Annotated in this window: 11 protein-coding genes and 1 pseudogene; 3 read left to right on the top strand and 9 right to left on the bottom strand. The window is 33.3% G+C overall.

From position 1 onward, the window contains the following. Positions 1 to 179: 179 nt before the first annotated feature. Complete coding sequence (locus ACEN2I_RS11820) at positions 180 to 632, top strand: DUF4442 domain-containing protein (protein ID WP_441766304.1); 453 nt, start codon at positions 180 to 182, stop codon at positions 630 to 632. A gap of 54 nt (positions 633 to 686) precedes the next feature. Here the strand turns inward: ACEN2I_RS11820 and ACEN2I_RS11815 are convergent, their stop codons facing one another. From ACEN2I_RS11815 to ACEN2I_RS11775, 9 genes and pseudogenes are all read right to left on the bottom strand, one after another. Continuing rightward, positions 687 to 2,939, bottom strand: coding sequence for a multicopper oxidase family protein (locus ACEN2I_RS11815; RefSeq protein ID WP_441766303.1), 2,253 nt, complete (start codon positions 2,937 to 2,939; stop codon positions 687 to 689). Positions 2,940 to 2,947: 8 nt separating this feature from the next. Further along, positions 2,948 to 5,488 (bottom strand): heavy metal translocating P-type ATPase, encoded by a 2,541-nt coding sequence (locus tag ACEN2I_RS11810; protein WP_441766302.1) that lies wholly within the window; start codon positions 5,486 to 5,488, stop codon positions 2,948 to 2,950. A gap of 141 nt (positions 5,489 to 5,629) precedes the next feature. Beyond that, complete coding sequence (locus ACEN2I_RS11805) at positions 5,630 to 6,088, bottom strand: DUF305 domain-containing protein (protein WP_441766301.1); 459 nt, start codon at positions 6,086 to 6,088, stop codon at positions 5,630 to 5,632. A 135-nt stretch (positions 6,089 to 6,223) separates the two neighbouring features. Then, a complete protein-coding gene (locus tag ACEN2I_RS11800) occupies positions 6,224 to 6,784 on the bottom strand; it encodes an AraC family transcriptional regulator (RefSeq protein ID WP_441766300.1) in 561 nt (186 codons plus the stop codon). Positions 6,785 to 6,786: 2 nt separating this feature from the next. Continuing rightward, positions 6,787 to 7,314, bottom strand: coding sequence for a DUF3347 domain-containing protein (locus ACEN2I_RS11795; protein ID WP_441766299.1), 528 nt, complete (start codon positions 7,312 to 7,314; stop codon positions 6,787 to 6,789). Between the two features lie 130 nt (positions 7,315 to 7,444). Continuing rightward, the gene (locus tag ACEN2I_RS11790) at positions 7,445 to 7,768 is read right to left on the bottom strand and encodes a hypothetical protein (protein ID WP_441766298.1); all 324 of its coding nucleotides are present in this window, start codon (positions 7,766 to 7,768) and stop codon (positions 7,445 to 7,447) included. 126 nt (positions 7,769 to 7,894) lie between these two features. Further along, positions 7,895 to 8,086: pseudogene (locus tag ACEN2I_RS11785) on the bottom strand (helix-turn-helix domain-containing protein); the annotation flags it as partial. A gap of 12 nt (positions 8,087 to 8,098) precedes the next feature. Next, a complete protein-coding gene (locus ACEN2I_RS11780) occupies positions 8,099 to 8,422 on the bottom strand; it encodes a hypothetical protein (protein ID WP_441766297.1) in 324 nt (107 codons plus the stop codon). A 38-nt stretch (positions 8,423 to 8,460) separates the two neighbouring features. Further along, positions 8,461 to 8,703, bottom strand: a complete 243-nt coding sequence (locus tag ACEN2I_RS11775; protein WP_441766296.1) for an AraC family ligand binding domain-containing protein — start codon at positions 8,701 to 8,703, stop codon at positions 8,461 to 8,463. Positions 8,704 to 8,831: 128 nt separating this feature from the next. Between ACEN2I_RS11775 and ACEN2I_RS11770 the strand changes: the two genes are divergently transcribed. Continuing rightward, entirely contained in the window at positions 8,832 to 9,998 is a 1,167-nt protein-coding gene (locus tag ACEN2I_RS11770; RefSeq protein ID WP_441766295.1) for an MFS transporter, read from the top strand. A gap of 610 nt (positions 9,999 to 10,608) precedes the next feature. Beyond that, positions 10,609 to 13,893 carry a SusC/RagA family TonB-linked outer membrane protein gene (locus ACEN2I_RS11765; RefSeq protein WP_441766294.1) on the top strand — a complete coding sequence of 1,095 codons (3,285 nt, stop codon included), beginning with the start codon at positions 10,609 to 10,611 and terminating at the stop codon, positions 13,891 to 13,893. The last annotated feature ends 14 nt before the right edge of the window (positions 13,894 to 13,907 follow it).

The following is a 13,907-nucleotide window of genomic DNA, read 5'->3' as shown; positions in this document are numbered from 1 at the left end:
ATCTTGTTTTGCATAGTACTAATTATTAACAAAATTTTAACAAATTTAAAATTTAAAATTCATTTATAATGAACTGAAATTCATTGCTAAGTATTGATTTTATTGACAAAATAGGAAAGTAACAGCAATTTATTGTGCGCGCATAGTTTTTTTGTATTTTTACATAAAAAATAAATCTCATGGCAGTTTCAGTTTCCAAACTCAACAAATTTGTATTATTCAAATTACCTTCAGCATATATTTGTGGTGTTCGTGTCAAAGCAATTGACAATGATAAATGTGTAGTGAGTGTAAAACACCGGTGGATTAATCAAAATCCGTTCAATTCGATGTATTTTGCAGTTCAGGCCATGGCGGCCGAGTTAACAACTGGAGCTTTGGTGATTTCGCAGATTCAGGAAAGTGGAAAGAAAATTTCTATGCTGGTAGCAAACAATAAAGGAAATTTTACCAAAAAAGCAACAGGCAGAATAACCTTCGTTTGTAATGACGGACATCTTATTGCCGATGCCATCAAACAAACCATCGCAACAGGCGAGGGGCAAACCTTCTGGATGAAATCTATTGGAACAAATGAAGAAGGCGTTCAGGTTTCGGAAATGGATTTTGAATGGAGTGTTCGCTTGAAATAAATTTCATAGGAATAAACATAAAAAATACCTCAAGAAATTGAGGTGTTTTTGTTTTTAATAATTCAGGTTAACCCCAAACCCAACTCCCATATCGCTATCATAATGTGTTGTAATACCAAAGTTTCTGGCAATGATATATTTTAAACCGGCCATATATTCTTTGTCGGTATTCCACATTAAATTCATTCGTAAACGCCTTGCAAGCGGAATGTCTTTTCTTTTAAATTGAAATCTCACCTTTCCATCTGTATAAACTTCAAGTTGTGCTTTTACTAACATTGGTAAAGTATATTCTAAACCTGCGCTAAAATAGGAACGTTTGTCTTTAGCATTTGTTTGTCCAAAAAGGTTTTGTTCCTGTTTGTCCATTCCCATTTTTCGATAACGCCAGTCAAAACCAATAAAAGGCATCAGCCATTGCATTTTGCCAATATAGCGGCCAATATGTGTTTCGGTTTCATAACCATGTTCGTCGTTGTAGCCTAATCTCCATTCGGTTCCAATGCTCCAGCGGGTGTTACTGAACATCGCTTCTCCATCGTTTCCATTGGATGCGAAATCATTTTCTCCCATAAAATGAAACATTCGATCATCCATTTTTAGCATTTTATACGCCATTTTGGGATCAGGAATTAATGGATTGGGTGCTGAATTTTCATAACTAAAAATACGACCCATTCCAGCCATCATGTGATATAAAATATGACAATGAAAAAACCAATCACCTTCGGCATTTGCCTGAAATTCGATTGTATCGGTTTCCATTGGCATAATATCAATGACATTTTTTAGCGGAGCATAATCACCATGTTCATTCAGAATCCTGAAATCATGTCCGTGTAAATGCATTGGGTGACGCATCATAGACGCATTATATAAGACTATTCGAACGTTTTTGCCTTTTTTAATTAAGATTTTATCGGTTTCAGAAATCACTTTATTGTCCAGACTCCAAACATATCGGTTCATATTTCCAGACAATTCAAAACGTAATTCTTTTACAGGCGCATCTTTGGGTAATGTTGTTTTTGTTGGAGATTTTAGCATTCCGTAATTTAACGTTGTAATTTCAGCAACTTCTGATGTGTCAGTGGACATTTTCATATCCTCCATTTTCATACCTTCCCTATTATGCATTGAATGATCTTCCGTTTTTACAGATTCATCTTTACCTGAAATTTCAGGATACATCACGGCATTCATGTCCATTTTATTCAAAGACATTTTCATGCCCATATCATTCATTTCGCCATTCATTTTCATCATACCATTCATCATTTTCATCCCTTCAAAATATTTTAATTTTGGAAGATGAGAAATGGTTTGCTTAGATCCTTCGCCTAAAAATAAAGAAGCTGATCCGGTCCTGTCTTCGGCTGTAGCCAAAAAAGCAAATGATTTTTTATCCTCAGGAACAGTAACTATAACATCATACGTTTCAGAAACGGCAATAATCAACCGATCTACTTCTACAGGCGCAACATCATTTCCGTCGCTGGCCACAACGGTAATTTTTCCTCCGCCATACGTCAGCCAGAAATAACTGGAAGCACCTCCGTTCGCGATTCTTAGTCTGACTTTATCACCTGCTTTAAATTGTGAAAGCTGGTTTTCATTTTTTCCGTTAATTAAAAACTTCTCATAATAAACATCACTCACATCCATGGCATTCATGCGTTTCCATTCGTTGGTGACTTTTGTCGAAAACTGTCCGTGTTGAATGGCTTCGGCGTAACTTTGCGTGGTTCCTTTTTTTATGGCAAACCAATCATTGGCGTTGTGGAGCATGCGTTGCACATTCTCAGGTTTCAAGTCGGTCCACTCGCTTAAAATTACCGGAATTGTTGGTAAATCATCGATTCCTTTTCTAAAAGTCGAATCGGCTGCCTTTTTGTTGATGATAAGAAGTCCATACAGACCAATTTGCTCCTGTAATCCCGAATGGCTGTGATACCAATATGTGCCATTTTGGATAATAGGAAAAGTATATTTGTGTGTTGTTCCTGGTTTGATAGGCATTTGAGTCAAATAAGGAACGCCATCTTCTTTATTCGGTAAAAATAATCCGTGCCAATGCAACGCGGTATCTTCGTTTTTTAATTCGTTATGCACATAAATTTCGGCACTATCACCTTCTGTAAAAATTAACGTTGGCATCGGAATTTGACCATTAACTGCAAGAGCGTGTTTTTCTTTTCCGGAAAAATTGACAATAGTGTCCCGAATATATAAATCGTAGCGAACTATTTTTTGAGCATTTACATTAAAAGCAATTAAAAAAACAATAAGAATAGTATATAATTTCATAGTGACCTTTAAAGTTTTAGATTTCGCAATCGCAAAGCATTTACAATTACTGAAACTGAACTCAAACTCATTGCGAGTGCTGCTAACATCGGCGAAAGCAAAATTCCGAATACAGGATATAGAATTCCTGCTGCAATTGGTACACCCAAAACATTGTATATAAAGGCAAAAAACAGATTTTGTTTGATGTTTTTCATCACCGAAAAACTTAGTTTTTTGGCTTTTACAATGCCGTTTAAATCGCCTTTTACGAGTGTTATTTTAGCACTTTCAATAGCGACATCAGTTCCTGTTCCCATTGCGATTCCGATATTCGCTTGCGCTAAAGCAGGCGCATCGTTAATTCCGTCACCTGCCATCGCAACAATTTTGCCTTCTACCTGCAAACGCTGAATTTCTTTCAATTTATCTTTAGGAAGACAATCCGCTTTAAAAGAACTCAGGTGTAAATCATCAGCAACTGCTTTGGCAGTATGAATATTGTCTCCAGTCATCATAATCACTTCGACTCCCTGATCGATTAAATCTTTGATTGCTTTTGCACTCTCTGGTTTGACCGCATCGGTAATGGTTACATAACCTAAAACGACTTTATCAACAGCAATATAAGAAACTGTTTTTCCTAAATTTTGTTCCGCAATAATTTTGTTTTCAATATCGTCGGAGGTATTTGCACCAACTTGATTCATTAATTTTTTATTTCCTAAAGTCACTTTTGAATCATTTACCGTTCCTGCAACGCCTTTTCCGGCAATGGCTTCAAAATCTGAAACTTCAACTAAAGTTTGATTTTTAGCTTTAGAAAAATGAACTACAGCTTGTGCTAAAGGATGCTCGCTATATTGATTTAAGGATGCTATTTTTAGTAATAAATCATCTTCATTAGTATTAACAGCATAGATTTTTTCTACAGATGGTTTTCCTTCTGTGATAGTTCCGGTTTTATCGGTAATCAAAACATCTATTTTACTCATGTTTTCGAGAGCTTCGGCATTTTTTATCAGGATACCTGCTTGCGCTCCCTTGCCTACGCCAACCATTACCGACATAGGAGTTGCTAATCCTAATGCGCAAGGACAGGCAATAATTAAAACTGCAATAGCATTTATTAATCCGTAAACATAGGCTGGATCAGGTCCAAATTTTACCCAGATAAAAAAGGTTAAAACTGAAACAATGATTACTGTTGGAACAAAATATTTGGCTACACGATCAGCCAGTTTTTGAATAGGTGCCCTGGAATGACTGGCATCATTTACCATTTGAATAATTTGTGAAAGTAAGGTTTCTGATCCTACTTTTTCGGCAATCATGACAAACGATTTGGTTCCGTTTATCGTTCCAGCACTTACAGTATCGTCTACTTTTTTATCTACTGGAATGGGTTCTCCGGTTATCATGGCTTCGTCGATACTGCTTTCGCCAGAAGTGATTTTTCCGTCAACCGGAATTTTTTCTCCCGGTTTTACACGTAGTAAATCTCCTTTTTTGATATTTTGAATTGATATTACTTTGTCATTGCCATTTTCCACTAATGTTGCTTCTGTTGGAGCAAGTTTCAATAATGCTTTTATGGCTCCGTTAGTTTGTCCGTGTGCTTTGGCTTCTAATAATTGACCTAGTAAAACTAAGGTTATGATGACCGTCGCGGCTTCAAAATAAAGATGAATTGTACCGTGATGCGATTTGAATTCCATTGGGAAAAAAGCAGGAAAAAACATTCCGATAATACTGAAACAAAATGCTACACTGGTTCCAATTCCGATAAGCGTAAACATGTTTAAATTCCAGGTAATAATTGATTTATAAGCTCGAACAAAAAACATCCAGCCTGCATAAAAAAGGACTGGAATAGAAAACAAGAACTGAATCCAACTCCATTTTTCGATAGACATTAGTTTATAAAGCGGATTATTCGGAATCATTTCTGACATAGAAATAATAAAAATCGGCAGCGTAAATAAAACTGCGATTTTCATCTTTTTCAATAAATCAGTATACGTTTTGTTTTCGTCAGTTTCAGAAGGTTGCAACGCAACTAAATCCATTCCGCAAATGGGGCAATCGCCAGGTTCGTTTGAAATGATTTCAGGATGCATGGGACAGGTGTACTGCGTACTTTTTTGGGTAACTTTAGGAATTAAATCCATTCCGCAAACCGGACAATCTCCTGGTTTATCATACGTTTTATCTCCTTCACAGTGCATCGGACAATAAAAAACACCAGTTATTGTATGATGATGCATTTCAGTTGATTCTTTTTTGTTCTCATGGTCAGTATGCTTCTCATTTTTTTGACTTGAACAACACGATTTAACTGCTGGATCATTAGGCTTTTTAGAAGAAGTCATCTCAATAGTATAATTTCCTGCTTCAGTTAAAGCTTCCTGAAATTTTTCTGTGGGAATATGATTCTCCATTGTTACAGTTGCCAATGGAGGATTTAGAGTGACTTCCGCCTGAATTCCTTCGATTGAATTCAAAGTTTTTTCTACTTTTTTTCGACAGCCATCGCACGACATTCCTGAAATAATATATTGATGAGTCATTGTTTTATCTTTTAAAGTATTACAATGCAAATTTCCGAAGTAACGTTTACTTCGGGTTGTAGAATTTTAAGTATGATTTGTAAGATTTACAAAATCCTAGATATAATGATGATCTAAAAAATAGGAATTTGAAGTATTGTATTACTTCATGCGATTCAGGATCAGTTTCATTTTGGTTATTTCTTCCTCTTGCGATTTAATAATACTATCAGATAGTCTGCGCAATTCCGGATCCTTAATGTTGGCATTTTTACTGGTCATTATGGCAGATGAATGATGCGGAATCATTGCTTTCATATATTGTGTATCACTAATAAAAGCCTGACTTCGTAAAGCGGTTAATGCAAAAACGAAAACAACGATTGAAGATATTAATAGTATTGAATTGATTTTCCTGTTCGGATACATTTTTCGCATTAGCGTCAACATCATTAAAGCCATTGGTGAAACCATTAAAAGCGTCATGTAGGTTCTTGTGTAACTAAAATAGATGTGACTGAATTCGTCAACATTTAAAAACATCACAAAATACATGATAATGAAAGAGAGCAATAACATTATTAGTAACTTTTTATACTGAGAATTATCCATGTTTTCCATAACTAAAATTTTATATTAATTTGTAAGTTACGAATTTTTAAGTAGAGTTTCTTCAATGGTTTTGATAATCAATGGTTTATTGTGAGAAAACAATACTCTTAAATTAAATTTAAATATTAGTAATTATGAGACAGACTATAAATTCTCAATTTGAATGCGATTTTTATTTTTCAATTTTTTAAAGGAAGTAGGAGTAAAACCCGTAATTTTTTTAAACTGATTGCTTAAATGTGCTACGTTACTGTAGTTTAGTAAGTCGGCAATTTCACTAAGCGAAAGTTCATTATAAACTAATAGCTCTTTTACTTTTTCAATTTTTTGACTAATAAAATACTTTTCAATTGTAGTATTTTCAATTTCGGAAAATAAATTGCTTAATGTGTTGTAATCGTGGTTGAGGTTTTCTGCCAAATAATCAGACAAATTGATTTTGAGTTCATTGTTTTTGTGATGCACCAAATCAACAATAAGATTTTTAATTTTCTCAATGGTTTTGGTTTTCTTGTCATCAATTAAATCGAAGCCAAGTGCCTGAAGGTTTTTAAGTAAAATTTCTTTTTGAATATCTGTAATGTCAACTTGTAATTCAACTTCACCCAATTCGACAGAAATAGTTTGAAGTCCAAGTTTTTCAAACTCAGACTTCACTACCATTTTACATCTGCCACACACCATGTTTTTGATGTAGATCATCATAATTATTTAATGGTTTCAACCACATTTCCACAAGTCAGCATCGAAGAACCATAATACGGATTCTTAACTGCTTTTTCTTTGCTTAACCAATCAGCATCTGCCATTGGGCAATATTGTTTGTAGACCACTTGTTCGGATTTTGAAACTTTAATCAGTTCATAAGTGTTTTTTGAAAGTGATTTGAAAATTTCACGCTGTTTTTTAAGATCTGTAGTTGCCGAAATACTTTTAGCATCGGCCGTAAGTTTTTTAACTACTTTCATCCAAGCAGTATGTTCAATGTTTTTTAGTTTGTCCATTTTTACAGCAGTAATTGCAGCCAGTAAATCTATGGCTTTCGCCGAAGTTAATTTGCTGTCACTTTTGATAAGGGCGTCTTTTACAGTAAAATAAGCATCATAAACTGCTTGTAATTGGCTGGAATCTGCAGTTTCAATTATTGGTTCTGTTTTTATTGCAGTTGCCTGAATAGTATTTACATTAGTTACTAATGCAATTATTGCTATTATTGTTGAAATTGATTTTTTCATTATGATAGGATTTTTTAGAGAATTGTAAATTTTTCTCTAAGTTAAATAAATTATTTTTTTGTGGTCTTTGCTTAAATCTTCGCTTGTTTTGCGTTTAAACTAAACGTAGTTATGGCTGTCAGGAATAACACTATTTTATTTTTGGTGGTGACCAAATAGAAGTAAACCCATCTGAAATACCGATTTCAGTGTAATATAAAACTTGTTTTTTAAGAGGGAAATTATAAGTGTTGTTGTTGAAATCAAATTCGTTTTCTGAAATCAAACTAAACTGTTGTCCAGATGTTGTACACCCGGAATGATCACATTTTCCACTGCAGCCGTGCTGGTCTTTTTTAGAATTTTGATTTTTTTTACAGCAATCTTTTTCACAAGAATCGCTAAGTTCTTTTTTAGAAATTGCTTTCTCGTTGCAGGATGTTTTTTCAAAAGATTCTCCAAAAGCATAATTCATATTTGACATCAAAGAGAAGCCAAGAGTTAGAACAAAAAATAATATGTGGATTTTTTTGGGCAATGAGTTTGTTTTACAGGTACAAATTTAGCTATTTTTTTTAAGAGCGGCTATTTATTTAAGATTTCAAATGTTACGTTTTTTAAAATCTGTCGACTTCATTTTTTTTCTCTTCTTAAAATAGTTTGAAAGAAGGCTTTCGTCTGTAAAACCAAATTCATGCGCAATTTGTTTAATAGGTAATTTGTTGTTGTGAAATCTTTTTTCAATTAGCGTTGTTCTCAAATTATGTATATAATTACGGTAGCTAATTGTGAAAGTCCTTTTAAACTAAGCACTAAAATAAGTCTGTGCAATATTAAAATTAGCTGCAATTACTTTTATCTGAACCAATTTTGGCTGATAAATATTCTGATGAATATATGACGTGATTTGTTCATTATCAATTGAATTTCCCTTAACAACAAGATTTTGACCGCGCATGTTTTCTTTAATTAATCCAAAAATCGAAAGAATCTGATAAAATACAATAGGCGAACTTGAAATATCTGTTTTACAATTGTATGCTGATAGATTGTCAATCGTGTTTTTTAAAATCGTTTTACATGGATCATCTAATTTTAAAACCGTTTCTTTTAATGTTTTATCACGCATGAAACTTTCTCTTGTATGAATTAAAAATTCATCGCAAGTTAGGTTTTGTTTCGAATTAAAATAGTTATCGGTAAACTTAATGTAAAAAAGCGAGTACTTTTTTTAATATTAATATAATGCTTGTCTTCTGGTGAAATCAAATATAAATCGCCTGATTTGTGAGGTAATAGATTGTTGTTCAAATGATGGATTCCGTTGCATTTTTTGATATAAATAATTTCGTAATACTTATGCGTGTGAGGCGGCAGATGAAATTTCTCGTCTTCAAATTCATCAATCATTAGGGTTTAATTGATTTAGCTTTGGCATAACTCAAATTTACAAGTTTATGTCCTAAATGTACAATTTATTTCTTAGGCTTATAATGTAAATTTGCATCATAGAAAACCTATTCTTTTCTTATAAATAAATGAAAAAAAGTCTTATTGCACTCTCCTTAGGAGGTTTAACAATTGGTATAACCGAATTTGTAATGATGGGTTTGCTGCCCGATATTGCTTCAGATATGAATGTTTCGATTCCGGTAGCGGGATACTTAATTTCGGCTTACGCATTGGGGGTAGTTATTGGTGCGCCGCTATTGGTGATCTTGGGGAGAAATTTTCCTCCAAAAAAAATGCTTTTGATTTTAGCTTTGATGCTAACAGTTTTCAATGCGCTTTCAATCATTGCACCAAATTATAATTTTTTATTCGCATCTAGGTTTCTTTCCGGATTACCACACGGTGCTTTTTTTGGAGTTGGGGCGGTAGTTGCAAGCCGTTTGGCTGATAAGGGAAAAGAAGCTCAGGCTATTTCGATAATGTTTTCGGGTTTAACTTTAGCAAATCTGATCGGTGTACCAATTGGTACATATATAGGACATCATTTTATATGGCGCTATACCTTTATATTAATTGCAATTGTAGGATTGCTCACTTTCCTTTTTATATTTCTATGGATGCCAAAGTTAGAAAAAAGTGGTGATGTGAATATGAAGACACAATTGCTGTTTTTCAAAAAGACTGAAGCTTGGTTAATCATCGGAATCACGGCAATTGGTTTTGGAGGATTGTTTGCCTGGATTAGTTACATTGCCCCTTTATTAATTAATGTTTCCAGATTTTCACCAGAGGATGTATCCTATATATTGATATTAGCTGGTTTTGGAATGGTGGTTGGAAATTTTGTTGGAGGTAAACTGGCTGATAAGTATTCACCTGCACCAACTGTTTTAGCTTTATTGTTTGTAATGGTTATCGATTTGATTATGGTTTATTTTCTCTCTTTTAATCAATATTTATCGTTGTTTTTTACTTTTTTAACGGGAGCCATTTCTTTTTCGGTTATAGCACCAATTCAGATGTTGATGATTAAAACGGCTAAAGATGCCGAGATGATTGCGTCGGCAGCACTTCAGGGAAGTTTTAACATTGGAAATGCTCTAGGGGCTTTTTTGGGTGGATTACCCTTGGCGGCAGGTTACAGTTATGCATCGCCTAATCTTATAGGTGTAGGAATGGCAATTATAGGAATGATAATAACTTTTGTATTAATGCAAAAACATAAAACTGTATTGAAATTACAAACACATTAATTGAATTGTGTTTACATTTAGAACCCTTAAATTTATGTTTAAGGGTTTTTTTATGTCTTTTTTCATTAGATAATACCTTTTTTATTTTTCTGAAGATAATATTGTGTGCATTGTTTTTATAAAGTAATTTTTAATATCAATTAATATGATGGGTTGTAATTTTAAATACAATTATGATAAAATTTCCTAAAAATATGTTTTTTTAAGGGAATTATCAAAATATCTACAGATTATGTAATCGATTGAATTTTGTGCAATAATTTTATCGCATTAAAAATATAAAAGAATATTTCTTAGTTTTCGAGCAAATAAATTACAGATATTATATTTTAAAATTGATTATTTTTTTATATGTAATTTTTTTTATGATTTTTTTATGAAATATAATTTTTTATATAAATTTTTTTTTTATGTTTGTGTAATCGATTACACATTGTTTTATAGTATTTTAAAATATTCATCTTTTGTTTGTTTTCAGGGGTTGCGGAAAGAAACCGAAAATTGGATTTTAACTAAAAATTATATGTTTAAAATATTTAAGGACTAAAATGTAATTCTAAAAACCATAATAAACTTTATAAACAATTAATAATTAACTAAACACTACACTATGAATTTTAAGGAGTTTTTTAATAAAGGAACAAATTGTTGCTTAACAGTTGTTTTCATGTTGTGTTTGCTTGTCAGTAATAAGGCAAATGCACAAGAAGTAACAGTTGAAGGTGTTGTAAAAGATGCTTCAGGTTTAACCTTGCCTGGTGTTAACGTTTTGGAAAAAGGTACAAAAAATGGGGTTTCAACTGATTTTGATGGAAAATACAAATTGAAACTTTCAAGTTCGAAAGCAATTGTAGAATTTTCCTTTATAGGATTTACAACACAGACTGTTCCTGTTGCCGGAAAAAAAACAATAAATGTTGTTTTGGCTGAAGAGGCAAATGCCTTAAATGAAGTTGTTGTTGTGGGGTATGGAAGTGTGAAAAAATCTGATTTAACTGGTTCAGTTGCTAGTATTTCTGGTTCAGATTTGAAAAAAGTACCTGTGTCAAATGTGGCAGAGGCTTTGACAGGTCGTATTGCGGGAGTTCAAGTGCAAACAACAGAAGGTTCTCCGGATGCTGAAGTTAATATAAAAATTCGTGGAGGAGGTTCTTTAACTCAAGCTGCGACACCTTTATATATAGTAGATGGTTTTCCTATAAACAGTCTTAGCGATATTTCTTCTTCGGATATTGAAACAATGACAGTTTTGAAAGATGCTTCATCTACTGCTATTTATGGTTCTCGTGGTGCTAATGGTGTAGTTTTAATTACAACTAAAAGCGGTAAAGATGGGAAGATGGCAGTTAGTTTTAATATGTTTTCAGGTATGAAAACTAGAGCTAAAGAATATGACGTTTTATCTGTAGAAGATTATACCAAATGGCAATACGAATACGCTTTATTGAGTCAGTCAGGTACTAAAGTCGCTAGTAATCCTACGTCGTATACCAAATATTTTGGTAATTGGCAAGATTATGATATGTATAAAGGAATGGCTAGTAATAATTGGCAAAAACAAATTTTTGGACGTACCGGTGAGGTACAAAGTCGTGATTTAGGTATTCGTGGTGGAACTGAAAAATTAAACTATAACTTTAATTACGCGCATTATGATGAAAGAGCAATTATGTTGGGCTCAAATTATAAGCGTAATAACTTATCGTTGGCTTTGAAGAATAAAGTAAATGATAAAATTGATTTAGCGTATACGGTTCGTTATTCTGATACTGAAATTAATGGAGGTGGAGTAAACGAACAAAATGAAAAATCTGCGAGTGACTCTCGTTTGAGAAATTCGGTTATTTATGCGCCACTACCAATTCCTGGTGTTTCTTCGGGAGACACAAATGAGGATGTAGCAAATAGTTTAGTTAATCCAATTGTTTCTGTTTGGGATAATGATCGTCAACAATTGCGTAAAAACTTCAATATGTTAGGGAGTTTTTCTTGGGAATTTGTAGAAAATTTGAAATTCAAAACTGAATTAGGTTTGGATAATTATACCTATCAAGATTCTCGTTTCTACGGTACATCAACATACTATGTAAATAGCGCGCCAGATGTAAGAGCTCCTTTTAAAGGAGAGCCAGCTTTGCTGTTGAGTGATAGAAAAGACAAACGTTTTAGAAATGCGAACACATTAAATTATAATTTCAAAAAGGTATTAAGTGAAAATCATAGGTTGGACTTATTATTGGGTGAAGAAGCAATTAGTACTAATTCTGTAACTTTATCTAACACTTTGCATGGTTTTCCAGATTTTTTTGATTTTAATTTAGCAAAAAAATTAACGACTCAGTCTGGTACTGTTAATCCAAATTATTCAGGAGTTGGTACGGTTAATGATCAAGCTCGTTTTGTTGATAATTTTTATGCGCCAGACGATAAATTATTGTCGTTTTTTGGACGTGCAAATTATAGTTTTAAAGACCGTTATTTGTTAACAGCTACTTTCCGTGCTGATGGGTCAAGTAAGTTTTTAGGCAATAATAAATGGGGATATTTCCCAGCATTTGCTGCAGCTTGGAAAATTTCAGAAGAAGGATTTTTGCAAGATCAAACGTGGTTAAGTCAATTAAAAATTAGAGCAAGTTATGGTGAGGCAGGTAATAATAATATTCCTACTGGCCAAACTGTTCAAAACTTTGTATCTATTCCAGTAACTACAATAGATGGAGTTTCAAATTCTTGGGGTACAAATAGTAAATTTATGGCAAACCCTGATTTGAAATGGGAAACTACGGTTACACAAAATATTGGATTGGATTTCGGTTTCTTCAATAATCGTTTAAGTGGTACAGTCGATTTTTACAACAATAAAACGAGTGATTTGTTAATTGCATTTCCGGTAGCAGGTACAGGTTATGAAAGTCAATATCGTAATATGGGGCAAACACAAAACACTGGTTTTGAGGTGGCTTTAAATATTTCAGCAATAGAGGCTGAAAAATACGGATTAAGTTTTTCTTTTAATGTTGGTGTAAATAAAAATAAAATCAACTCTCTAGGAATTATGGGTGATTTCCCATATTCTTCAAATTGGGCATCTACTCAAATCACAAATGACTACTTAGTTCAAGTAGGTTCTTCTTTAGGACAAATATATGGATATAGAAATGATGGACGTTATGAAGTTTCTGATTTTGATTGGGATGGAACAAAATACACTTTAAAAGGTGGTTTGATAGATAATACCGTAACAGGTGTTGTACAACCAGGTTCTATGAAATTAAAAGATTTGAACGGTGATAATATAATAGATGGAAAAGACCAAACGATTATTGGTAATGCAACTCCAAAAAATACAGGAGGGATGGTAATTAATGCCAATGCTTATGGATTTGATTTATCTGCTGCTTTTAACTGGTCTATTGGACAAGACGTATACAATGCAGATAAAATTGAATTTTCTACGGCTAGTCAAACAAATGGAGAATATAGAAATTTAAGTTCGGTTATGGCTGATGGAAAAAGGTGGACAAATTTAAATCCAATTTCGGGAGAATTAGTAACGGATCCAGTGGAGTTAACAGCTTTAAATGAGAATACATCAATGTGGTCACCATATATGTCACGTTTTGTATTGAGTGACTGGGCTGTAGAAGACGCTTCTTTCTTGCGTTTAAACACCTTGACTTTGGGTTATACAGCTCCAGATAGTTTTGTATCTCGTTTAGGTTTATCAAAATTGCGTGGATATTTTACTGCTAGCAATGTATTTGTATGGACTAACTACACAGGTTCTGATCCTGAAGTTTCAACTAGAAGACAATCGACTTTAACACCAGGTGTAGACGCATCGGCTTACCCACGTAGTAGACAGTTAATTTTCGGTTTAAATCTTAATTTTTAATTTTATAAAGAAAC

The sequence above is a fragment of the Flavobacterium sp. W22_SRS_FK3 genome, assembly GCF_052113665.1.
Taxonomy (GTDB): Bacteria; Bacteroidota; Bacteroidia; order Flavobacteriales; family Flavobacteriaceae; genus Flavobacterium.
Note: the sequence above shows the minus strand (reverse complement) of the source record. Positions and strands in the feature narration are given on the sequence as shown.